This window comes from Prosthecobacter dejongeii (genome assembly GCF_014203045.1).
Taxonomy (GTDB): domain Bacteria; phylum Verrucomicrobiota; class Verrucomicrobiia; order Verrucomicrobiales; family Verrucomicrobiaceae; genus Prosthecobacter; species Prosthecobacter dejongeii.
In genome coordinates this window covers 421,653-444,173 of the sequence record NZ_JACHIF010000005.1, presented here as the reverse complement: position 1 = coordinate 444,173, position 22,521 = coordinate 421,653, and the positions used below count along the sequence as shown (strand labels likewise).

15 protein-coding genes are annotated in these 22,521 nt (G+C 63.6%); 6 read left to right on the top strand and 9 right to left on the bottom strand.

Annotated elements, in window-relative coordinates; genetic code table 11:
* Positions 1-1,712: 1,712 nt before the first annotated feature.
* Entirely contained in the window at positions 1,713-3,113 is a 1,401-nt protein-coding gene (locus HNQ64_RS14325) for an MFS transporter (RefSeq protein ID WP_246431053.1), read from the bottom strand.
* 156 nt (positions 3,114-3,269) lie between these two features.
* Here HNQ64_RS14325 and HNQ64_RS14320 point away from each other — a divergent pair, with 156 nt between their 5' ends.
* A complete protein-coding gene (locus tag HNQ64_RS14320; protein ID WP_184209730.1) occupies positions 3,270-4,010 on the top strand; it encodes a dienelactone hydrolase family protein in 741 nt (246 codons plus the stop codon).
* A 1,337-nt stretch (positions 4,011-5,347) separates the two neighbouring features.
* Here HNQ64_RS14320 and HNQ64_RS14315 read toward each other — a convergent pair.
* Entirely contained in the window at positions 5,348-6,121 is a 774-nt protein-coding gene (locus tag HNQ64_RS14315) for a tetratricopeptide repeat protein (RefSeq protein WP_184209728.1), read from the bottom strand.
* On the bottom strand, positions 6,118-7,407 hold the full coding sequence (locus tag HNQ64_RS14310) for an amidase (protein ID WP_184209726.1): 1,290 nt from the start codon (positions 7,405-7,407) through the stop codon (positions 6,118-6,120). The genes HNQ64_RS14315 and HNQ64_RS14310 overlap by 4 nt, the downstream gene beginning before the upstream one ends.
* Before the next feature lie 271 nt (positions 7,408-7,678).
* Here HNQ64_RS14310 and HNQ64_RS14305 point away from each other — a divergent pair, with 271 nt between their 5' ends.
* Together HNQ64_RS14305 and HNQ64_RS14300 are read left to right on the top strand one after the other, a co-directional pair.
* Positions 7,679-8,368: a hypothetical protein gene (locus HNQ64_RS14305; RefSeq protein WP_184209724.1), complete on the top strand. Its 690-nt coding sequence runs from the start codon at positions 7,679-7,681 to the stop codon at positions 8,366-8,368.
* A 51-nt stretch (positions 8,369-8,419) separates the two neighbouring features.
* Positions 8,420-8,614 carry a hypothetical protein gene (locus HNQ64_RS14300; protein WP_184209722.1) on the top strand — a complete coding sequence of 65 codons (195 nt, stop codon included), beginning with the start codon at positions 8,420-8,422 and terminating at the stop codon, positions 8,612-8,614.
* Between the two features lie 804 nt (positions 8,615-9,418).
* Here HNQ64_RS14300 and HNQ64_RS14295 read toward each other — a convergent pair.
* Positions 9,419-10,942 (bottom strand): DEAD/DEAH box helicase, encoded by a 1,524-nt coding sequence (locus HNQ64_RS14295; protein WP_184209720.1) that lies wholly within the window; start codon positions 10,940-10,942, stop codon positions 9,419-9,421.
* Positions 10,943-11,091: 149 nt separating this feature from the next.
* Here HNQ64_RS14295 and HNQ64_RS14290 point away from each other — a divergent pair, with 149 nt between their 5' ends.
* Positions 11,092-12,381, top strand: coding sequence for a hypothetical protein (locus HNQ64_RS14290; RefSeq protein WP_184209719.1), 1,290 nt, complete (start codon positions 11,092-11,094; stop codon positions 12,379-12,381).
* Positions 12,382-13,722: 1,341 nt separating this feature from the next.
* Here the strand turns inward: HNQ64_RS14290 and HNQ64_RS14285 are convergent.
* From HNQ64_RS14285 to gnd, 4 genes are all read right to left on the bottom strand, one after another.
* Positions 13,723-14,613 carry a diacylglycerol/lipid kinase family protein gene (locus tag HNQ64_RS14285; protein WP_184209717.1) on the bottom strand — a complete coding sequence of 297 codons (891 nt, stop codon included), beginning with the start codon at positions 14,611-14,613 and terminating at the stop codon, positions 13,723-13,725.
* Between the two features lie 75 nt (positions 14,614-14,688).
* A complete protein-coding gene (locus HNQ64_RS14280) occupies positions 14,689-15,189 on the bottom strand; it encodes an NADH-quinone oxidoreductase subunit NuoE family protein (protein WP_184209715.1) in 501 nt (166 codons plus the stop codon).
* A 48-nt stretch (positions 15,190-15,237) separates the two neighbouring features.
* Positions 15,238-16,497, bottom strand: a complete 1,260-nt coding sequence (gene nuoD / locus HNQ64_RS14275) for an NADH dehydrogenase (quinone) subunit D (protein WP_184209713.1) — start codon at positions 16,495-16,497, stop codon at positions 15,238-15,240.
* Between the two features lie 1,011 nt (positions 16,498-17,508).
* Positions 17,509-18,951: a decarboxylating NADP(+)-dependent phosphogluconate dehydrogenase gene (gene gnd, locus HNQ64_RS14270; RefSeq protein WP_184209711.1), complete on the bottom strand. Its 1,443-nt coding sequence runs from the start codon at positions 18,949-18,951 to the stop codon at positions 17,509-17,511.
* A 241-nt stretch (positions 18,952-19,192) separates the two neighbouring features.
* On the opposite strand from gnd, the gene HNQ64_RS14265 reads away from it, so the two are divergent.
* Positions 19,193-20,020, top strand: coding sequence for a hypothetical protein (locus tag HNQ64_RS14265; protein ID WP_184209709.1), 828 nt, complete (start codon positions 19,193-19,195; stop codon positions 20,018-20,020).
* A gap of 888 nt (positions 20,021-20,908) precedes the next feature.
* Here the strand turns inward: HNQ64_RS14265 and HNQ64_RS14260 are convergent.
* Positions 20,909-21,838, bottom strand: a complete 930-nt coding sequence (locus tag HNQ64_RS14260) for a ribokinase (RefSeq protein WP_184209707.1) — start codon at positions 21,836-21,838, stop codon at positions 20,909-20,911.
* A gap of 116 nt (positions 21,839-21,954) precedes the next feature.
* Here HNQ64_RS14260 and HNQ64_RS14255 point away from each other — a divergent pair, with 116 nt between their 5' ends.
* Positions 21,955-22,518 carry a hypothetical protein gene (locus HNQ64_RS14255; protein WP_184209705.1) on the top strand — a complete coding sequence of 188 codons (564 nt, stop codon included), beginning with the start codon at positions 21,955-21,957 and terminating at the stop codon, positions 22,516-22,518.
* Positions 22,519-22,521: the final 3 nt, after the last annotated feature.

Sequence of the window (22,521 nt, the reverse complement as noted above, 5' to 3'; positions counted from 1 at the left end):
CCGCCCCGGAGGGGCGCGGACATTCGCTTCGCGGCTTCGCACCCTCCCCCGCCCCGGAGGGGCGAAAGAACAATAGCCGGGGGTGCAGCGAGGCTTGGCGAGCGAGAACCCCCGGACCCCCGCCTAACCAACAACGCATCCACACCTACCGCGCCCTGGAGGGGCGCGAGAAGCGCACTCGGACCCAACCGCCCACCCCTCACCTCCCCACGCCCCCGCACACCCCCGACCGGAGCGCGAATATCCTATTCGCCTAACTCCCCCAGCGCGTACGAACACCTAAGCCACCCTCGTTCGCCTCACCTGCCCAACGCTTCCAGGGCTCGTTCGGAGGGGGCGGACCACCCTGTGTGGGGCGAACGCATCACTCGTAGAGTGATGAATACTGTACCTGCGCCCTGGAGGGGCGCGAGAAGCGTGCCCCCACTCTCACGCCCACCCCTCAACTCCTCACGCCCCCGCACACCCCCGACTGGAGCGCGAATATCCTATTCGCCGAACTCCCCCAGCGCGCACGGACACCTCCCCCACCCCCGTTCGCCTCCTTGGCAGTACAGGATGAATCATTCTCCGAGTGATGCCGTCGCCCCTCGCCTCCCCCCGATGCCGGAGGCATCGCAGCCGATAGCCAGGGGTAAAGTGAGTCCCGCCTGCGGGACGAACGCACCCCTGGTGGTACAAAGACGTCGCCTAACTCAAGGTCGCATCCTGGAAGGATGCCAGCGGCGTGCGCTTGGTCTAACATCCCCGGGGTGAATCGGGGGTGCAATCGCCCCTTCTCGCGCCCCTCCAGGGCGCACCTCTGACCACATCGTTGGTTATTCCACCCATCCGGGGGTTCCCGCTCGCCAAGCCTCGCTCCACCCCCGGCTCCTCTTCTTTCGCCCCTCCGGGGCGGGGAGTGCGCAAGGGGGCGGATGGAGGCGGGCTCAAGGAGTGAGGCCATCCTGGCCTCAGCGCTCCCCCCGTAGCCGCCTGCGCCAGCAGGTGGTCTTTGAAGCTCGAAGCCACACCAAAGCCACGCCCGCCCCCACTTCCCCCTCAGCGACGGCTGAAGCACCCCAGGAGTGAGGCCATCTTGGCCTCAGCGAGCGGGGAGAAAGAGGGCTGGAAGCGCTCACGCCTTGCCGATGCCAGGGGCGGACGCATCACTCGGAGAGTGATGAATACTGTACTTGCGGACGGGGCCGTTCCCCCAACCCGCTGCGCCTGGGGACCCTGCGCCCTACCTTTCCGCCTGGCACCCTCCCCCGCCCCGGAGGGGCGAAAGAACAATAGCCGGGGGTGCAGCGAGGCTTGGCGAGCGAGAACCCCCGGACCCCCGCCTAACCAACAACGCATCCACACCTACCGCGCCCTGGAGGGGCGCGAGAAGCGCCCTCGGACCCACCCCCCCACCCCAGAGATGTTAGACCGAGACCACACCGCTGGCATCCCTCCAGGATGCGACCTTGCGTGGGGCGACGTCTTTGCACCACCAGGGGTGCGTTCGTCCCTCACGCGGGACTCACTTGACCCCGGGCTACCTGCTGCGGTGCCTCCGGCAGCGGGGGACAGAGGGCAGGGCGGGCGGTGTCGTTCGGGAGACGGGGCATCCTGGGGCTCTGAGCGAGGGGGCTTCCCTGAGCTTTCCGGGTGGCCTAGCTACGAAAAAACCCAGGCCTGTGACAGACCTGGGCTTCTCCGAAAAAAATCACGGCACCGTCGCGGGATCAATCTTCCGGCATGGCGCGGCCTTTGGTCTCAGGCAGGAACAGCAGGGCCACCAGACCGAGGAGGAAGATCGCGCTCATGTAAGAGCAGGCATTGCGGAAGGCCTCCAGCTTCGCCTCGGGCGTCGTCGCGCCTGCCTTCAGTCCGGCCTGCAGAGTGCCGAGGGTGAAGGGACCGCTGGCCGCCACAAAACGGCCCACGTTGTAGCAGAAGCTCGTGCCGGTGCTGCGCAGGCTGGTGGGGAAGAGCTCTGGCAGGTAAATGGCAAACCCGGCAAACAGGGCGAGCTGGCAGCCACCCATGATGGCGCTCATCCAGATGTCACCCCGGCCATTGAAAAGCTGGAAGTAACCGACGGTGGCCACCAAGGCCGCGATGTAGGCGATGGCGAAGGCTTTTTTCCGCCCCAGGCTCTGCGCGAATTTGGTGAACAGCAGCATGCCGATGAAGGCGCCGATGTTTTGGACGATGGAGTTCACGCCGATCCAGTAAGTCTTTTGACCCGCGATCTCAGCCGCAGGCACGCCTTCCGCCTCCAGAGAACGCTGCATCACATCCCCCACCAGCTCAGGGCTGAAGAAGCCGATGCCCCACAGGCCGATCACCCCCGCGATGCAGAGCACCATGCCCAGCAGCGCATTTTTGCGCCAGCGCACATCCCCCAGCAGGGCTGAGTATGAGCCGAATTTCACCCCGGCTGCCTTGCCGGCGGCGCGCGCTTTCACCCACTTTTCAGGCTCCTTCAGGCGGATCTGGATGAACACGCACAGGAATGCGGGCAGGGCACCGACGAGGAACATGTACTTCCAGGACACGCCCGCCTCGATCACCTTCGTCTGCTCCAGGCGGCCCATCAGCATGCTGACGAGACCGGCGGTGACGTTCCCCACGGCGGACAGCGCCTGCAGGGTGCCCAGGGCGCCGGTGCGGGCGCGGTCAGGCAGCGTGTCTGCCACCAGGGCCACGGCCAGGCCGAAGACCCCACCCACGCCCAGGCCGGTGAGGAAGCGGTAAATGGCAAAGTCCACCCACCCTTTGGAAAAGGCGGAAAGACCCGTGCAGACGGAATAAATCAGCACCGTCAGCGTGAGCGTCTTTGCCCGGCCGATGCGGTCCCCCACGGAACCAAAGATGAGGCCCCCGGTGGCCCAGCCGGCCACGAAGATGGAGGTGGCGTAACCGCCGTATTTGATCGGGTCCATGTCCGGCGGCAGCAGGGCCTTCATCGCCGAATTTCGCGCCAGGAGGAAAAGCTGCTGGTCCAGGCAGTCAAACAACCACGCCAGGGAGGCCACGATGAACACAAACCAGTGATACGGCGTCAGGTGTTTGTACCACGGGTCGTTATCGTTGGGAGAGAGGGCTGTTTGGCTCATGGGCGCGGAGAGTGAAGCAGGCATACCAACGTGGCAATCAGGAAATGCATTGCAGGGAGAATGAAGAGATCCCCTGCATGCCCTGTCGCACCCGCCTCTTGTCACCCGGCCCATCTCCTGCCACCATGGCCGCAAACGCGCCCGCTTTCCCCGCTGCCCTCCTTTTTTCCCCTCTCACCCATGACCCTCCGCGAACCTGAAATCGTCGAACTCCCCACGCCCACCGGGCCCATGCGCACCCTCATCCTGCGGCCTGCCGCCGCCGGGCGCTACCCTGGGCTGCTCTTTCACTCAGAGATCTTCCAGCTCACAGGCCCCATCGTCCGCACCGCTGCATTCCTCGCCGGGCACGGGTTTGTGGTGGGGCTGCCAGAGATTTACCATGAGTACCTGGCGGCGGGAACGGTGCTGGCCTATGACCAGGCCGGGTCTGACGTGGGCAATCGCCTGAAAACGGAAAAGCCGGTGTCGGCTTATGATGGCGATAACCGCGCGGTTCTGGATTACCTGAAGGGGCATGAGGCCTGCACCGGGCGGCTGGGGTCCTTCGGCCCCTGCATCGGCGGGCATCTGACGTATCGCGCAGCCCTGCAGCCGGATGTCGCCGCTGCGGCCTGTTTTTACCCGACGGATCTGCACAAGCGCAGCCTGGGGGCGGGGATGAACGATGATTCGCTGGCCCGCGCGGCGGAGATCGCCGGAGAGCTGATGCTGGTCTTTGGGCGGCAGGATCCGCACGTGCCTGCGGAAGGGCGCGCGCTCATCTACCAGACCCTGACGGCGGCGGGGGTGAACTTCACCTGGCATGAGTTCAATGCCGCGCACGCCTTCCTCCGCGATGAAGGCCTGCGTTACGATGCCGAGCTGGCGCGCCAAGCACTGGGCATGACGGTGGATTTTTTCCGCCGCTGCCTGGCGTGAGCCTTGGGCGTGAGGGGCAAAGGTACAGTATTCATCACTCTCCGAGTGATGCGTCCGCCCCAGCACGCACCGTCCGCCCTCTGGCACCTCCCCCCGCCCCGGAGGGGCGAAAGAACAATAGCCGGGGGTGAAGGTGCGCAGCACCGAGAACCCCCGGACCCAGCCTAACCAAAAACGCGTCACCACCCGCTGCGCCCCGGAGGGGCGCGAGAAAGTCGCTCGCACCGAGACGTCCACCCCTCACCTCCCCACACCCCCGCACACCCCCGTGCCGGAGCGCGAATATCCTATTCGCCTAACTCCCCCAGCGCGCACGCACCTCTCCCCCCACCCTCGTTCGCCCCCACCATCGACCCATTCCACTCCCCAGCGCGCCCCCAAGCCTGAAACACCACAGAGGTAAGAAAACCGCAGAGAAAACCCTTCTGAAAAACTCTTCTCTGCGGTGTTCCTATCTCTTGCGGTGTGTCCTTTTTTCAAAAGCGGATGGGCCTATCGGGAACGGTCGCGCACGGACACTCCGGTCGCGCTAAGAAAGTCAGGCGAATAAAATATTCGCGCTCCGTCCGTCGGCCTTCGGACTCGCAGGAGTGGAGGGGTGGGCGTCTCGGTCCGAGTACCCTTCTCGCGCCCCTCCAGGGCGCACCCTTTTGCCACATCGTTGGTTATTCCGTGCCTACGGGGGTTCCCGCTCGCCAAGCCTCGCTCCACCCCCGGCTACCCGCTTCCGCCCCTCCAGGGCGGGGGCAGTGCAAGAATAAGGCAGGGCGCACGGCCCCCATGCGCAGTGGGGCGGGGAGAATGGCCACGTCCGCAGTACAGTATCCATCACTCTCCGAGTGATGCGTCCGCCCCCAAACGCACCGTCCGCAGTACAGTATCCATCACTCTCCGAGTGATGCCGTCCGCCCCCAAACGCACCGTCCGCCCCCTCCCCCCGCCCTGGAGGGGCGAAAGAACAATAGCCGGGGGTGAAGGTGCGCAGCACCGAGAACCCCCGGACCCAGCCTAACCAAAAACGCGTCACCACCCGCCGCGCCCTGGAGGGGCGCGAGAAGCGTGCCCCCACTCTCACGCCCACCCCTCCACTCCTCACAACCCCGCACACCCCCGACCGGAGCGCGAATATCCTATTCGCCTCACTCCCCCAGCGCGCACGCACCTCTGCCCCACCCCCGTTCGCCCCACCTCCCCGCAGTTCCAGTGCTCGTTCGGAAGAGGGCGGACCATCCTGTTTGGGGCGGACGGCATCACTCGGAGAGTGATGAATACTGTACTTGCGGACGGGGCCTTTCCCCCACCCCCCGCCTAACCAAAACCGCGTCACCGCAGGGCTATTACAGCTTGGCCAGAAGGGCGCGCCCGACGGCTTTGGCTTCTTCGTCGTCTTTTTCCACGCTGGGCATTTTCAGGCCTTTGGCCAATTGCTTGCGGGCTTCGCTTTTGTTGCCCATCTGGGCATGGGTGCGGCCTAACTCGATGTAGTGAATGAGGCGACGGGGGTTGAGGGCGATGGCTTTTTCCAGGCAGGTCACGGCCTGGGTGGTGCTGGCCTCCGGCAGCTCTTCATAGACAAGGGCGGCGAGGGTGCGCTTGATACCGCTGATGTCGGCCACGTTGCGATGCCAGCGGCCGATGATGTGCCAGGCGAGGTCGTTGCGCGGATTGAGCTGGATGGCTTTTTCCGCCCCTTGTTTGATGAGCTTGGAGCAGCGCACTTGCTCACCGGAATCCTGGAGCGGCAGCATCTTCCCGTAGCTGATGGCGGGAGAAAGTTGCGCATCGGAGTTTTTCGGGTCCAGGGCGGCGGCGCGCTGGCCGTAACCGAGGGCGATTTTACCCAGCTTCAGCTTCTCCGTTTTGGAGGCGGTGTCTGCCATGAGATGGCGATACTGCCGGGCAATGCGCACGAGCACATCGGCGTTTTGGGGATCCAGCTTTTCTGCTTGCTGGTAGTAGGTCAGGGCCTGGTTCGCATCCAGCTTCAGGTCATAGACCTCGCCCTGTTTCACGAGGTCCTGCACGGACTGTGCCTGAACTGCGCCTGCAAGCAAAATGCCCGATGCGCAAATCGCACGGACGCCGAACCAAAAGGATGACCATTTTTTCATAACCGCTTTGAACTCACAATGCGCCCAGCGTTCAAAAGTTCGGCTTCACTTAAACGCGGACCCACGAGTTGCAGGCTGGTGACGGGGACTTCTTTTCCCTGCAAGGGCACGGGAATGGCGATAGCGGGGTTGCCGGAGTAATTGAAGCTCACGGTGTTTTGCAATCCGAAGGTGACGGCCTCAAACAGGGCGGAGCCGCCGAAGCGGGGGATGGCGGGTGGCAACTGCTTCAGCGTGGGCAGGGCGATGAGGTCCACACGGCCAAAGGTGCGGCGCAGGGTGCGCTGCCAGGCGGCTTTGCGCTTCAGCGCGGCCTCGTAACCGCCAGTGAGGTGCTCGATGCGGCCTAACAAAATGGTTGCTTTCGTGACGCTGGACACACCGCGCTTGTTGCGGTACTGCTCATCATTCGTCCAGGCATCTCCCACAGCCAGGGTGAGGCCATCTTTTTGCGCCTGGTCCCAGGCGTCTTTAAAAGACTTGTCCAGTTTCACGATGCGGAAGCCGGATTTTTTCAGGGCTGAGTCAATGGCGCGGTCAATTTCAGGGTCGGTGCCGTCCACGTAGAGGCGGCCCACGCGCAGACTGCGGCCATTGGGGTGCTCGGCCCGGGCCTCGGCGTATTCGTCTTCAAAACCGGCCTTCAGCAGGCTCATGCCCGTGGCCAGATTGGGGATGGTTTTGGCCAGCGGGCCCACGGTGTCCAGGTTCTTGGGCGACATGGGGAAGACGCCTTTCAGGGAGACGAGGCCATAGGTGGTCTTCAGCCCATACACGCCGCAGCAAGCCGCGGGGATGCGCACCGAGCCACCCGTATCCGTGCCAAAGGCCACGTCTGCCATGCCCGTGGCCACGGACACGGCCGAGCCACTGGAGGAGCCACCGGAGATGACGCGGTGCTTGCGATCTGTGAGCGGGCTGCGCGGCGTGCCAAAATGGGGATTCACGCCGGAGGACGTGACGCCAAATTCGCTGGCATTCGTCTTGCCCACGATGTGGACACCGCGCGCACGCGCCAGGCGCAGGCAGGCAGCATCCTGCGTGGCGGGCGGGCTGTTCTTCGCCAGGTAGGCAGAGCCTGCGGAGGTGACCTGACCATTGATGTCAATGAAGTCCTTCACCGCCAGTTTCAGGCTGCCTTCTGGGGCTGGCCAGTAGCGGACAAAGACATGGTCCGTAGGGTTGCGCGCGGGCTTGGTGGCCACCAGCGTGCACGAGGGTAAAGTGGGCAACAAACAGGCGACAGTGAGGAGCGAGGAAGCCAGCCGGAGGTGAGGGGAGCGCATACGAGGAGTGAACAGGGAAGTGAGGGATATGCCAGCGAAATTCAGAGACTGATCCAATAGAAACGTGCCGAACGGCCCTGCGTCCGCAGAGAGTCGAGGAATGATTTCGGGGGCCAATTCGCGCCGGGCGGTGAAGATGGATGGCAGAGAATTTTAAAATTCACAACGCACTTTTTGTTACGCACAGAAAATGTCCGCATGGCGAATAGACAGTGCAGGTGGTGATACTGCCTGCCCCCAAAAAAACCAAACTTCTACTCATCCCTGCATCATGAAAGCACTCTTCACTCACTCCCTGAAGGCTGGCCTACTGGCCGCCACACTCCTCACCTCCTCCTCCCTGCTGGCGCAGGTGCAGCGGGTGGAAACCGTCACGGCGACTTCTTCCGAAGGCGTCATCAATGAATTCGGCCCGCAGTCCATCATCATCCGCTCCAGCACCGGCGCGGCCCCTTCCCGCTACACCTTCCGCGAGACCACCACCTATGTGGATGAATATGGCAATCCGGTCTCCACCTCCGTGGTGAAGTCTGGCCTGCCCGTGACGGTGTACTACAGCCAGGAAGGCGATGCCATGGTGGCCTCTAAAGTAGTGGTGCGTGGCATCAATACCCCTAGCGCAGCCGCAGCCGTGGAAACCAGCCAGACCACCACCACCGGCGTGATCAATACCTACGGCCCCGAAGGCCTGGTGGTACGCACAGAGACCTCCGCAGATCCCCTCCGCTACACCTTCAGCAAGACCACCACCTATGTGGATGAAAATGGCCAGCCTGTCTCCATCGAGACCGTGAAGTCCGGCCTGCCAGTGACCGTGTACTACACCCGCAATGGTGACAGCCTGGTGGCCAATAAGGTCATCGTCCGCCGCTCCGCTGCGGTGGTGCCTGCCCCTGAGCCGACGGTGGAAAAAAGAACCACCACGACCACCCGCAGCACCATCATCAAAGGTGACGACTGAACCGCCTAACGAACTGTGCAATACGCCTATCATTTCAAACCCATCCCTCTCATGAAAAAACTCGTTTATTCCTGCATCGGCAGCGTGTGCTTCCTCGCTCTGGCCTCCTGTGAATCCACCGACTACGATGACGACGATGAAGATCGCCGTGTGCAGACGCAGACCACCGTCACGGAGGAAGTCGTGCGCTCCACCCCGTATCCAGGCGTGATCCAGACGCAGACCACGACCGAGCGCGTGTATTGATTTTTTTAGCTTTCTTCAGTTTTTAAAAGCTGGATCTTCGCTGCCCTGGATGTTTTCCGGGGCAGCGTTTTTTATGGGCTTCGAGTGAGGCGTGGATCGGTTTTGGAAAGGTGTTTTTTTGATCGGCCTAACGGCAAAGGTGGCCAGGTAGGTCGCATGCCCCCCTGCACAGCGGGTGCGATGGTGATGCACCCTCAGACATGGCGTCACAACGAGGGAGCGAACGGCAAGGGTAGCCAAGTAGATCGCATGCCCCCTTGCGCAGCGGGTGCGATGGTGATGTGCCCTCAGACGTCGCGTCACAACGAGGGGGCGAACGGACGTTTCTCGCGCCCCTCCAGGGCGCACCACTGACCGCATCGTTGGTTATTCCAACCATCCGGGGGTTCCCGCTCGCCAAGCCTCGCTCCACCCCCGGCTATTGTTCTTTCGCCCCTCCGGGGCGGGAGGTAGGGCGCACGGTCCCCATGCGCAGCGGTCGGGGGAACAGCAACGTCCGCCAGTACAGTATTCATCACTCTCCGAGTGATGCGTCCGCCCCAGCACGCACCGTCCGCCAGTACAGTATTCATCACTCTCCGAGTGATGCGTCCGCCCCAAAACGCACCGTTCGCCATGGAGCGCACATGCGCCTGTCCCGCGATTGCGGGATCACACCCCCGTCCGCCCCCTTGCACCCACCCCCGCCCCGGAGGGGCGAAAGCTCATAGCCGGGGGTGAAGGTGCGCAGCACCGAGAACCCCCGGACTGCCGCCTAACCAACAACGCATCACCACCCGCCGCGCCCCGGAGGGGCGCGAGAAATCACCGCCCGGAGAGGCGCTTCCACAGGCTGCGTTTGCTGCCGGTTTCTGGCTCGCCCTGGCTGGGGGCCAGGCCGCTGCTGCTGGACTGCCCACGCGCGGGGCGTGGCTGGCCGCCGCCCTGGCCGCCGGGGCCACGGGCATCGCGAGCACCGCCCCCCTGACCGCCACGAGCAGGCCGTTCACCCTGCGGGCGTCCACCTTGGCCTCCCTGGCCTTGCGCACGTCCACCCTGGCCACCTTGACCCTGCGGCCGTCCACCTTGACCCCCTTGACCCCCTTGACCTCCTTGACCCTGCCCTCGTCCACCCTGGGGCCGTCCACCGCGCCCTTGGGCCCGTGGATCGCGATAACGTGGCGGCTCTTCGCTGCGGGGAGGTGCGGAGGCGTTGTAGTCAAACCCTTCGGCTTTTTTGCGAATGAGGCCGCGATTGATGAAACGCTCCAGGGCTTTCAGCGAGGACTGATCCTCCGGGCTGATGAAGCTGATGGCGTCGCCAATGGCCTGCGCACGACCGGTGCGGCCGATGCGGTGCACGTAATCTTCCGCATGCATGGGAAAGTCAAAATTCACCACGTGCGAGATGCCATCCACATCAATGCCGCGCGCGGCGATGTCCGTGGCCACCAGCACGCGCACCTCGCCAGATTTGAAATCGGCCAGGGCCTTCAGGCGCTGGTTCTGGGAGCGATTCGCATGCAGCGTGGCACAGCGCACGCCGGTCTGCTCCAGCTTCCGCGCCACGCGGTCGGCCCCGTGTTTCGTGCGGGTGAAGACGAGGACCATGTTCATCTGGTCATCCTTCAGCAGGTGGCTGAGGAGGGAGGGCTTCAGGTGCACGGGCACTTCATAGACGAGCTGCGTCACCGTCTCCGCCGGGTTCGAACGGCGGCCGATTTGGACGATCTTCGGGTGGCTCTGGAACTCATGCGTCAGGGCCTCGATCTCCTTCGAAAGCGTGGCGGAAAACATCAGCGTCTGGCGCTTGCGCGGCATCTTTTGGACGATGCGTTTGATGCTGGGCAGGAAGCCCATGTCCAGCATGCGGTCGGCCTCATCCAGCACCAGGTGCTTCAGCCCGCTGAAGTCGCCGTGGCCCTGACCCATGAGGTCAATGAGACGGCCAGGCGTGGCGATGACGATGTCGCAGCCATTGCGCAGGGAGTTGATCTGCGGGCGCTCGCCCACGCCGCCGAAGACCTTCGCGATGGTGAGCGGCAGGTGCTTGGCATAAGCCAGGACGTTTTCTTCGATCTGCACCACCAGCTCACGCGTGGGTGCCAGGATCAGCACTTTCGTGCCGCGCTTGCTCGGGCCTTCGCCTTGGGCATTCGCCAGGCAGGTCAGCACGGGCAGCGTGAAGGCGGCGGTTTTTCCCGTGCCGGTCTGGGCGATGCCGATGAGATCATTCCCCGCGATGATGGGCGGGATGGCAGCGGCCTGGATGGGGGTCGGTTCAGTATAACCCGCTTCGGCGATGGCTTGGAGAATTTTGGCGTCAAGGCCAAGAGCTTTAAAAGGCATCGGTGAGTATGCACGGGATCGGACGATGTGCGAGCAACGTTTTAAGAAGGGGTAGGAGATGCGCTGAAAATTGTAACTGGCAAACGCCCCACTTCCGGCATCCTGTAACCCGTCTGCGCAGTCCCCCCACCACCCCTGATGCCGCCTCTATGAATGCACGCTTTTTGAAATCGGTCTGCCTCACCTTCACCCTCGGCCTGCTCACCCTGGCCCCGGCCATGGCTCAGGAAACCGCGCCCTCACCCGCGAAGGAGGCGCTGGCAAAAAAGCTGCAGGCGGACATGATCGTGCCCGGTGTGGCCCTGGCGGAAGGCGTGTCAGAGATCACCGGCGTGGCCATCAGTCCTTTGTTAGGCATGAGCGCCATCGGCGCCTGGAAATATTATGAAACGCAGCCCGCGCTGCGCCATCGCCTGCCCTGGTACTGCCACCCGTATGCCTGGGGCACGGGCCTGGCGCTCATCGGCCTGTGTTTTTTAAAGGACTTCCTGGGCGCAGCCGCCCCCGCCCTGGTGAAAAAGCCCCTGGACTTTGCCGAGCTGTTTGAGGACAAAGCCAGCGCCCTGGTGGCCAGCACCGCCTTTGTCCCCCTGGTGGCCCTGGCCATGGCGCAGGTGCAGCGCATCCCCACCCAGGCGCTGGAGGGGCTGCCCGCCCCAGGCCTGGCCATGCTGCCCATGACGGCGGGGCTGGAGGCCGTGCTGCACACGCCCTGGCTCACCGTGCCGCTTTCCATCTTCGCCTTTGCCGCCGTGTGGCTCAGCTCCCACGCGCTGAATGTACTCATCGCGCTTTCGCCCTTTGGCATTGTGGATGCCGGGCTGAAGCTGACGAAGCTGGGCCTGCTCACGCTGGTCACGGGCAGCGCCGCGCTCATCCCCGTCACGCCCATCCCGGCGCTGCTGGTGTGCTTCACCCTCATCCTCATCGGCCTGCTGCTGGCCGGGTGGTCCTTCCGCCTCACCCTGTTTGGCACACTCATGGGCCGGGATTTCCTGCTGAATAAACGCGCCCAAAAGGCGGATCTGGATCGCGGGGTGAGGGGCTTCCTCGCGCGCCGCACCGGGGGCGTGCCCGTGCGCACCCTGGGCTGGCTGCGGCTGGAGGAAGGCGCACCCACCGCCCACTTCGTCTATCGCCCGTGGTTACTCCTGCCGGAGAAAAAAGTGCCCGTCAGCAGTCAGGAGATGATCCTTTGCCGCGGCCTGCTGCACCCCACCGTGGCGCAGCGTGGCGATGCCACCACCCGCCCGCGCCATGCCCTCATCCTCCTGCCCCGCTACCGCCGCCTGGAGGAGGCCATCGCCCAGCGGTTCGGCTGCCAGGAGGTGATGGATAGCACCCTCATGCGCGGCTTCAAAGCCATGCGCCACTGGCTGACCACCATGCTCTCCCCCAGCACCTGGGGCAAAGCCGACCCCGCCCGCCTGCCAGGGTGAAGGGGAAGCGGGGCGGGGAAATGGCCCCGTCCGCCAGTACAGTATCCATCACTCTCCGAGTGATGCGTCCGCCCCAGCACGCACCGTCCGCCAGTACAGTATTCATCACTCTCCGAGTGATGCGTCCGCCCCAAAGCGCACCCGTCCGCCAGTACAGTATTCATCACTCTCCGAGTGATGCGTCCGCCCCAAAGCGCACCCGTCCGCCTCCTCCCCCCGCCCCGGAGGGGCGAAAGAACAATAGCCGGGGGTGCAGCGAGGCACGAGCGGAACCCCCGGTGACGACATAACCAAAGGCGTCGCAAAATGAGCGCCCTGGAGGGGCGCGAGAAACCCCGTCCGCCACCTCCATCCCGAGCTTCCAAAAGACTCTCCCTCTCCCCGCTTGCGGGGATGAGGCCCAGGTGAGGGGTGGTCGCAGCACGAAAAACCTCGTCCGCAAAAGGCACCCTTTTCCCTCAAACGACACCTCCGACCTCGACCCCCGAGACCATCCCACCGCCCCTCACCCCTGGCCCTGCTCCCCGCAAGCGGGGCGAGGGGGGACGTCTTTTCGCCTCCGTGAACAAAAGACCAAACCACCTTCATTCGCCCTCAATCAGCCCCCGTCCGCAGTACAGTATCCATCACTCTCCGAGTGATGCGTCCGCCCTAGCACGCATCGTCCGCCCCCTTGCACACTCCCCCCGCCCTGGAGGGGCGAAAGAACAATAGCCGGGGGTGAAGGTGCGCAGCACCGAGAACCCCCGGACCCCCGCCTAACCAAAAACGCGCCATCACCCCCGCGCCCTGGAGGGGCGCGAGAAGCGCACTCGGACCCACACGCCCACCCCTCACCTCCTCACGCCCCCTCACACCCCCGACCGGAGCGCGAATAGCCTATTCGCCTAACTCCCCCAACGCGCACGAAATCCTCCCCCGCCCCCGTTCGCCCCCACCATCTACCCATTCCACTCCCCAGCGCGCCCCCAGGCCTGAAACACCGCAGAGGTAAGAACACCGCAGAGAAAACCCTTCTGAAAAACTCTTCTCTGCGGTGTTCCTATCTCTTGCGGTGTGTCCTTTCTTCAAAGGCGGATGGGCCTATCGGGAACGGTCCCGCACGGGCACCTCCCCCGCTCTCGTTCGCTCCATTCATCCACACTTCCCGTTAGGCCTTTTCCTAGACCGTCCCGGATGCGGGGCGGGACGACCCTACCCGGCCCCAAACCTGCCCCCCCCTAACGGCCTTTCCTGTGAATCCTGAAAATCCTGTGAATCCTATCAAAAAAACGGTACCCCGGCCATCACGCCACATTCACCCCACACCCACCTTTTCTGGGGTTGTCGGGCCTGCCCGCCTCACACCGCCACCTGCACCTTGAACGGTGCGGCCTGAAACACCACGGGGGTGCCGATGCTGGCCAGCTCGCCATCCACCTCCAGCGGCGCGGCGGGGGTGGAGGTCACGGTGAACTCGCGCAGTTGCAGGTAATCAATGTCCTCCGCAGGCTCATACCCATCCACCAAAATCGCCCGCAGCATCTGCGCAAATTCCCAGCCGCCCAGGCCGCGAAACACCAGCACATCCAGCAGCCCGTCCTGATTCGACGCCTGGCGAAACACCGGCACCGGGCCGCCGTAATGCCTGCCCGCGCCCACCAGCACCACCGAGCCATGCAGCGAGGGCCGCCCCTCGATGTGGACGGAAAGCACGGGCGGCTGCCGCGTCAGCACCTGCATGGCAGACATGACGTAACTCAGCGGGCCAAAGCGTTTTTTGCTCTCCCAGGAGGTCTCCTGGATGATCTCGGCATCGAACCCCACGCCCGCCAGTTGCACAAAGTACTGGTCATTCGCCATCCACAGGTCCAGCTCCCGGAAACGGCCCTGGGAAATCTGCGCCCAGCACGCCGGCAGATCCGCACTGGGCAGGCCCAGCTCCAGCGAAAAAACATTCATCGTCCCCACCGGCAGCACGCCCAGCGCCGTGTGTTTTTCCCCCGCAGGACGGGCGGCATTCACGCGGCACAGGCCCTGCAGCACCTCATTCATGGTGCCATCTCCGCCAGCGGCGACGATGAGCGGGTGGCCTTCACGGGCCAGTTTCTCCGCCAGCTCCGTGGCCTGGCCGGGGCCTTCCGTGAGGATGAGCTCGGGCGCGGGAGTCAGTGCGCGGATGGCTTTTTCACGCGCAGCCGCCTGGGTGCTGCGGGCGGCCGGATTCAGAATGACGGGGATTCTTTCGGGCATGAGGGGCAGCGCCTATGGGCCAGAATGGGGCCGAGCTCAAGCAACACTTCCCTTGGCGAGGCGGCACGCCACCGATCAAGGGTACTTTGCCAGCAGCTCCGCCGCTTTGGCAGGCTCCACCTTTTCAAAAAAGTCGTCTTCCACCATGCACACGGGGCCAAAGCCGCAGCTCGCCAGGCACTCAGCAAATTCGATGCTGTACTTGCCGTCTTCACTCACCGCGATGGGGTGGTGGTGATCGCAGTGGCTGCGGTCAATTTTGGCCTCTTTGCACAGCGCATCCATCAGCTCATAGCTGCCCGTCATGGCGCAGGAAAGCGTGCGGCAGACGCGGATGTGGTACTTCCCAGGGGCGCTCTGGCGGAAACCGGGGTAGAAGGTCACCACCTCCAGCACCTGGATCGGCTCCAGCCCCAGCTTCGCCGCCACCCAGTTCACGATGTCATCGCTGATGAACCGGTAGTGCTCCTGCATCAGGTGCAGCAGGGGCAAAACGGCACTGCGCTTGGAAACGGGGTAATGCGTGATCACCTCGTCCATCTTGCTCTCCAACTCTGCGGGGACTGCGAATGCCATCTTAAAAGTTCAGGTAGTAAAAGGTTGCTAGATTCAGCGCGTGCAGCCTCAGCGGTCGCACTCGCCCATCACGAAGTCGAGGCTGCCCAGCACGGAAGGAATGTCGCTGAGCATGTGACCGGGCATGATTTTGGAAAGGATGCTCAGGTTCACGAACGAGGGGCTGCGGATCTTCAGGCGGTAAGGCACCCCACCGCCCTTGCTGTGGATGTAAAAGCCCAGCTCTCCCTTAGGATTTTCCGCGCCAAAGTACACCTCACCCGCAGGCGCATCAATGCCCTGAGTGGCGATGATGAAGTGGTGGATGAGCTCCTCCATCTTCATGAGCACGCGATCTTTATTTGGCAGCAGGCCTTTGGCATCGGCCACATTGATGGGGCCGCCGGGCAGCTTCGCAAACACCTGACGCAGGATGCGCACGCTCTGGCGCATCTCTTCCATGCGGACGAGGTAACGATCGTAACAATCTCCCTTGGTGCCGATGGGCACATCGAATTCGTACTTCTCGTAGTCGAGGTAAGGGTTCGTTTTGCGCAGGTCATGCTCCACGCCGGAGCCGCGCAGGTTCGGGCCCGAGAGGCCGTAGGCGATGGCATCCGCCTTGGTGATGACGCCGATGTCCTGCGTACGGGCGATGAAGATGGCGTTGCGCGTCAGCAGCTTGTCAATCTCATCAATGACGGGCTCCACCTCGGCAAGGAACTTCAGGACCGACTCGGTAAAGCCGTCTGGCAGATCGCGGATCTGGCCGCCCACGCGGGTGTAGCTGGTGGTGAAGCGTGCGCCGGTGAGCTGCTCGCACAGGTTATAGATCTTCTCACGCTCCGTGAACGTGTAGAGGAAAACCGTCATCGCGCCCACGTCCATGGCGAAGACGCCCACGCCCAGCAGGTGGGCGGAAATGCGCGCCAGCTCACAGCAGATCACGCGGATCGCACGGCCACGCTCCGGCACTTCCCAGCCCATCAGTTTTTCCACCGCCAGGGCGTAAGCCACGTTGTTGGCCAGGGGGGCCAGGTAGTCCAGCCGGTCTGTGTAGGGCACGAACTGGTTGTAATGCATGTTTTCGGCGATCTTTTCATCGCCCCGGTGCAGGTAGCCCACATCTGGCTCCGCCTTCGTGATGGTCTCGCCATCCAGTTCCAAAATCATCCGCAGCACCCCGTGGGTGGCTGGGTGGGAGGGCCCCATGTTCAGGACCAGCTTCTCGCCCACGAGATCGGTCGTCGTCTCTTCGAGACTGTCCAGGTGCATCGCCACCTTGGCGGCGGTGTCCGGGGACTCGTATTCACGGGTAACAGCAGGCATAATGGGGTAAAGATGACTATTCTACGCGGGCCAAACAGCGGCAACACGAATTTGTGAAAAATTTCACAAGCTCCCCTTCGGTGTCCCTGGGGAGTTCGCAGGACTCGGGGGCGGGGGGAGGTGTAGGAGAAAAGGTAGGCGCAGGGGGACGGTGCGCCGCGCGTGGGGGCGGACGGATGTTTCTCGCGCCCCTGCGGGGCGCCCCTCTTGCCACATTGTGGGGGGTTTCGTCCATCCGGGGGTTCCCGCTCGCCAAGCCTCGCTCCACCCCCGGCTACTTTTCTTTCGCCCCTCCGGGGCGAGGAGGTGCAAGGGGAAAAGGTAGGGCACACGGTCCCCAGGCGCAGCGGGGTGGGGGGATGACCTCGTCCGCAGTACAGCATTCATCACTCTCCGAGTGATGCCGTCCGCCCCAGCACGCATCGTCCGCCAGTACAGTATTCATCACTCTCCGAGTGATGCGTCCGCCCCAGCACGCACCGTCCGCCAGTACAGTATTCATCACTCTCCGAGTGATGCCGTCCGCCCCAGCCAAGCCTCGTCCGCCATGGAGCGCACGCGTCTCGCGTGCCGAGTTCTGCGTCCTCGCGGAACTCCCATTTAGCGCCCTCGTCCGCCCCCTAGCTTCCACCCCACTGCGCATTGGGACAATGCGCCCTACCTTACCCCCTCGTCCGCTCCCCCATCCTAAACCTCCCCAAGCCCCTCCCCGCGCCCCGGAGGGGCGAAAGAAGACTAGCCGGGGGTGGAGCGAGGCACGAGCGAAACCCCCGGTCACCTAACCAAGAGCGCGTCCACACACGCTGCGCCCTGGAGGGGCGCGAGAAAGGTCGAATGTCCCCCGATGCGTGTTGTTGGTTAGGCGCTGGTCCGGAGGTCTCTCTGGATGTGGAGGCCCGGTGTTTCGGGGCGCGGGTGTGGGCGCGCACCGCACAAAAAAGGCGACTGAGGTTTCCCTCAGTCGCCTGGAAATGAAACGAGGAGGTGCCGCGGCACGTCCTCATTCGGGGGTTAGCCGATGACTTCTGGCCACTCGGTGTGGAAGAACTCACCTTCAGGCTTGTCCGTGCGCTCATAGGTGTGAGCACCGAAGAAGTCGCGCTGGGCCTGCAGCAGGTTGGCGGGCAGGCGCTCGGCGCGGTAGCTGTCGTAGTAGCCGAGGGAGGCGGAGAAAGCCGGAACGGGGATGCCGTTCAGCGTGGCCAGGGCCACGACTTCGCGCCAGTTCTGCTGCGTCTTGCTCAGCAGGTCCTTGAAGAAGGGGGCCAGCATGAGGTTGCTCAGCTCTGCGTTTTCACGATACGCGTCGGTGATCTTGTTGAGGAAGCGGGCACGGATGATGCAACCGCCGCGCCAGATGGAGGCGATGCGGCCGAGGTCGAGGCCCCAGTTCTTCGCTTCGCCCATGGTCTTGATCAGGTCCAGGCCCTGGGCGTAGGAGATGACTTTGGAGGCGTAGAGGGCATCGTGCACTTTCTGGACGAGCTCGGCTTTGTCCGTGGTGATGTTCACCTTCGGGCCGGTGAGTTCCTTGCTGGCAGCCACGCGGGCTTTCTTCTTGGAGGAAAGGATGCGGGCCTCCACAGCGGCATTGATGGTGCTGATGACGACGGCGTTTTCAGCGGCGTTCAGCAGGGTCCACTGGCCCGTGCCTTTCTGGCCAGCCTTGTCCACGATGAGTTCGACGATCGGCTTGCCCGTCTCAGGGTCTTTCTGTTCCAGGGCCTTGCCGGTGATCTGGATGAGGTAGCTCTGCATGTCGCCGTCGTTCCAGTCGGTGAAGACCTGGGCGATTTCATCCGTGGTGAAGCCGGCGTTTTTGAAGATGTTGTAGGCTTCGCAGATGAGCTGCATGTCGCCATACTCGATGCCGTTGTGGATCATCTTCACGTAGTGGCCAGCGCCGCCAGTGCCGATGTGGATCACGCAAGGCTCGCCGTCCACTTTGGCGGAGATGCTTTCAAAGATGGGCTTCATGACTTCCCAGGTGCTGGCCGGGCCACCAGGCATGATGGAGGGGCCTTTGCGGGCGCCTTCTTCACCGCCGGAGACGCCTGCGCCGATGAAGCGGAGGCCTTTTTCGGCCAAGTATTTGTCGCGGCGCTCCGTGGTCAGGTAGTAGCTGTTGCCACCGTCAATGACGATGTCGTCCTTTTCCAGGAGGGGGATGAGCTGCTCGATCACGGCATCCACCGCGTCGCGGTCGCTGTCTTTGACGGCGTTGGACTTCACCATGATCTGGATCTTCCGGGGAGTGGCCAGGGACTGGACAAATTCTTCCAGGGTCTTGGCGCCGACGAGCTTTTTGCCAGGGTGCTTGGCGATGAATTCGTCCGTCGTGGCGGTGGTGCGGTTAAACACGGAAACCTGGAAGCCACGGCTTTCCACGTTCAACACTAGGTTCTGGCCCATCACGGCGAGGCCGATCAATCCGAAGTCACTTTTTTGGCTCATTTTCAGTCAGTAGGGGTAAGTTAGGCCGCCTGGGCGGGGGCGGGAGTCATACCTGCCGGGGGGATATTTGGCAAAGGGGATTTTGTTCATGGGAAGGATGAATGCGGCTGATGGCCCGGTGAATGGCGGGTGGAAAGGCCTGAAAAAGCTGCACAGAAGGGCGCAAGCGCGTCATTTCTGGGGGTGAAAAAAGTGGTTTTTTCATTCGTTGTCTTCTGAGTTGCCCTTACATTTTGCACGCATGGTTTCCCTATCGCCTTCATCCCGCCGCTTAATCGGCAGCCTCTGCCTGGTGCTGGGGGTGGGGCTGCTGGGCATCGCCGCCCTGGGCCAGTGGACCTCCTGGGGGCATGACCACCGGGAGCCTGCACGGGCGGGGGAAAAATTTGACCCCACGCTGGCAGCGGAGCTGACGGACTACACGCGGCTGCGGGCCCGTGCGGTGGAAAAAATGGCCGCCGCCGGGACGGATGCGGAAAAAATGCGCGCGCTGTGTGATCTGGTGGCCGCCCGCTTCACCCATGAAGAGGCGCACCACACCCTGGCCAGCAACTGGATCCTGGCCGCCGCCGGCCTGCTGCACCCCACCCTGGGCCACATGTGGTCCCCCCGGCTCATCGTGGCGTACGGCAGCACCGTGCTGTGTGACCAGGCCTCGTATGTGATGATGGACATGGCCTTGGCCCAGGGGTACCCGGCGCGGCACATCGGCCTGCAGGGGCACGTGGTGCTGGAGGTGTGGTATGGGGGAGACTGGCACCTGTATGATCCCGACCTGGAGGTCATCCCCATGAAGGCGAACGGGGAGGTGGCCAGCCTGGATGAACTGGCGGCCGATGAGACGCTGCTGGCCGCCAGCTACGGGCACCACCCGCGCATGGCAGACCTCATCCGCACGCGGCAAAATCACCTCTACATGAGCACGCCCAGTGGGGCCCGGTTTGAGTGGAAGGCGAATGTGCTGGCCGTGGTGGAGCAGGTGGCCGAGGTGATGAAATTCCTCCTCCCCCTGGCCCTGGCGGGAGCGGGGCTGTGGCTGCTGCGGCCCGTGCGCCCAGTGCGCGGCTGAGGGGAGCGGCTGCAAGGGGCGTGTGCACATCTTCGAGGTCGGCGCGGCCTCGGTCTAACATCCCCGGGGTGAATCGGGGGTGCAGCGGCCCTTCTCGCGCCCCTCCAGGGCGCACCTCTTGCCACATCGTTGGTTATTCCGTATCTCCGGGGGTTCCCGCTCGCCCAGCCTCGCTCCACCCCCGGCTACCCGCTTCCGCCCCTCCGGGGCGGGAGAACGGCCCCGTCCGCAGTACAGTATCCATCACTCTCCGAGTGATGCGTCCGCCCCAAAACGCACCGTCCGCAGTACAGTATTCATCACTCTCCGAGTGATGCCGTCCGCCCCCAAACGCACCGTCCGCAGTACAGTATTCATCACTCTCCGACTGATGCGTCCGCCCCCAAACGCACCGTCCGCCAGTACAGTATTCATCACTCTCCGAGTGATGCCGTCCGCCCTAGCACGCACCGTCCGCCCCCTACCCCGCCCCGGAGGGGCGAAAGCTCATAGCCGGGGGTGAAGGTGCGCAGCACCGAGAACCCCCGGGCCTCCGCCTAACCAAAAACGCGTCCACCCTCCCCGCGCCCTGGAGGGGCGCGAGAAGCGTACCCCCACTCTCACGTCCACCCCTCAACTCCTCACGCCCCCGCAGGCCCGCAGACGGAGCGCGAATATCCTATTCGCCTAACTCCCCCAGCGCGCACGCACCTCTCCCCCGCCCCCCGTTCGCCTCACCTGCCCGCACGCATTCACGACTCGTTCGGAAGAAGGAGCGGACCATCCTGTCTGGGGCGAACGCATCACTCGGAGAGTGATGGATACTGTACTGCCGCAGATGACCTCACACCACTATCCGTCCCCCCTCACCCCACTACGCATGGGCACCCCGCCCCCCTACCCGCCCCCTCACGCGTTCAGCGCGCTCTGCACATCGCCGCGATGCGGGATGCCTTCTTGGGCGCCGACTTTCAGGGTGGCCAGGGCACCGGCGGCATTGGCCCAGCGCACACATTCCAGCAGGGGCGCGCCTTCCGCCAGGTGCGTGGTGAAGGCTCCGGCGAAGGTATCGCCTGCGCCCACGGTATCCACGGCTTTGACCTTGTGCGCAGCCACTTTTTTCAGCCCCGCTTCCGTGAGCACCAGGGTGGATTTTTCACCTCGGGTGACGATGAGCGTGCGGATCTTTTTTTGGCCTAACCAAGTTTTCCATTCGTCCACCTTTTCAGCCATGTCCTCCGCGTCCGCGCCGAAGATCTGCTGGGCCTCGCCGCTGTTCACGATGAGCACAGTGACGGCCACCTCGCCCCAGGGGAAATCCGGGTGAATGGGCGAGGGATTCAGCACCACGGGCACATCGCGGCCATTGGCCAGTTTGATGGACTCCACCACGGTCTCCAGCGGCACTTCCAACTGGATGAGCAGGGCCTTGGCCACCTCGATCCGCGAACGCTGCATCTTCAGCGCGGGGGCCGTGAGCGCGGCATTCGCCCCAGGGATGACAATGATCTGGTTTTCCCCCTTCGCATCCACGGCGATGAAGGCATTGCCCGTGCCGCCTTTCACGGTGTTCACGGCGCTGCAGTTGATGCCTTCGCGGCGCAGGTGATTGCGGTAGTCGCGGCCATCGGGGTCATCGCCCAGGCAGCCGATCAGGGTCACCAGGGCCCCATGACGGGCAGCGGCCAGGGCTTGGTTCGCCCCTTTGCCGCCGAAGCGTTTTTCCAGGGACGCGGCCGCCACCGTCTCACCCGCTGCGGGCAGACGCTTCACGGATGCGATGAGGTCCACATTCATGGACCCCACGACGACGACGGAGGCTGCTGAGTTCCTGGCCATGTGACTTGGTTGTTAAAAGGGGGGAAGTGACGCTGCTGCTCCCCCAATGCAAGCGCCCTGCGACAATCTTTTCTTCGATTCAACAAAACACGCGGTGAGGTTGTCTGCCAGTCACCATGCGCCGCATTCCTTGTTTTTTTCTGCTCCTCACGGGTCTATGGAGTTCCGTATCCCTGCTGCACGCAGAGGTCTTAAAGGCGGAGTCCATCGAGGCCACCACAAATGTGAAAGCTCCGGACGGATCGGCGAAAATTGACTTCAAGGAAAAAACCATCACGGCCAATGGCCAAAAGCTGCCGCTGATCAAAAAGCCGAGTCAGGACAAAGTGGACCTGACGCTGGATGCGAAGCAGGAAACCGGCACGCTGAAGCTGACGATGGATGGCCACACCCAGACGGTGCCTCTGCGGCCTGCGGGGATCGAGGTCTTTGAGCAAGGGCTGGGCATGCTGAGTCTCAGCGATACTTGCCTGGTACTGGGCTGCACCGACCCGGCCACCGGCTACACGGGCAAGGCACTGCGGGCCTGGGTGGGCAGCCAGTCAGAGCAGGGATTTCAGTTCCGCTACTTCATCACCCAGGTGACCAATCAGCACTTTCTCATGCGCATGGAAAGCGGCGGCAGCGATGGCGGAGCGCAGGTGACGCAGAAGTTCGAGTGGTTTTTGACCCGGCCTTAAACC

What these genes read in the sequence shown, in the direction of transcription:
- HNQ64_RS14320 (WP_184209730.1), top strand. Translation starts at nt 3,270, where the DNA reads ATGACCCTCCGCGAACCTGAAATCGTCGAACTCCCCACGCCCACCGGG.
- HNQ64_RS14310 (WP_184209726.1), bottom strand. Translation starts at nt 7,407, where the DNA reads ATGCGCTCCCCTCACCTCCGGCTGGCTTCCTCGCTCCTCACTGTCGCC.
- HNQ64_RS14325 (WP_246431053.1), bottom strand. Translation starts at nt 3,113, where the DNA reads ATGCCTGCTTCACTCTCCGCGCCCATGAGCCAAACAGCCCTCTCTCCC.
- HNQ64_RS14260 (WP_184209707.1), bottom strand. Translation starts at nt 21,838, where the DNA reads ATGGCCAGGAACTCAGCAGCCTCCGTCGTCGTCGTGGGGTCCATGAAT.
- HNQ64_RS14290 (WP_184209719.1), top strand. Translation starts at nt 11,092, where the DNA reads ATGAATGCACGCTTTTTGAAATCGGTCTGCCTCACCTTCACCCTCGGC.
- nuoD (WP_184209713.1), bottom strand. Translation starts at nt 16,497, where the DNA reads ATGCCTGCTGTTACCCGTGAATACGAGTCCCCGGACACCGCCGCCAAG.
- HNQ64_RS14315 (WP_184209728.1), bottom strand. Translation starts at nt 6,121, where the DNA reads ATGAAAAAATGGTCATCCTTTTGGTTCGGCGTCCGTGCGATTTGCGCA.
- HNQ64_RS14285 (WP_184209717.1), bottom strand. Translation starts at nt 14,613, where the DNA reads ATGCCCGAAAGAATCCCCGTCATTCTGAATCCGGCCGCCCGCAGCACC.
- gnd (WP_184209711.1), bottom strand. Translation starts at nt 18,951, where the DNA reads ATGAGCCAAAAAAGTGACTTCGGATTGATCGGCCTCGCCGTGATGGGC.
- HNQ64_RS14295 (WP_184209720.1), bottom strand. Translation starts at nt 10,942, where the DNA reads ATGCCTTTTAAAGCTCTTGGCCTTGACGCCAAAATTCTCCAAGCCATC.
- HNQ64_RS14280 (WP_184209715.1), bottom strand. Translation starts at nt 15,189, where the DNA reads ATGGCATTCGCAGTCCCCGCAGAGTTGGAGAGCAAGATGGACGAGGTG.
- HNQ64_RS14300 (WP_184209722.1), top strand. Translation starts at nt 8,420, where the DNA reads ATGAAAAAACTCGTTTATTCCTGCATCGGCAGCGTGTGCTTCCTCGCT.
- HNQ64_RS14305 (WP_184209724.1), top strand. Translation starts at nt 7,679, where the DNA reads ATGAAAGCACTCTTCACTCACTCCCTGAAGGCTGGCCTACTGGCCGCC.
- HNQ64_RS14265 (WP_184209709.1), top strand. Translation starts at nt 19,193, where the DNA reads ATGGTTTCCCTATCGCCTTCATCCCGCCGCTTAATCGGCAGCCTCTGC.
- HNQ64_RS14255 (WP_184209705.1), top strand. Translation starts at nt 21,955, where the DNA reads ATGCGCCGCATTCCTTGTTTTTTTCTGCTCCTCACGGGTCTATGGAGT.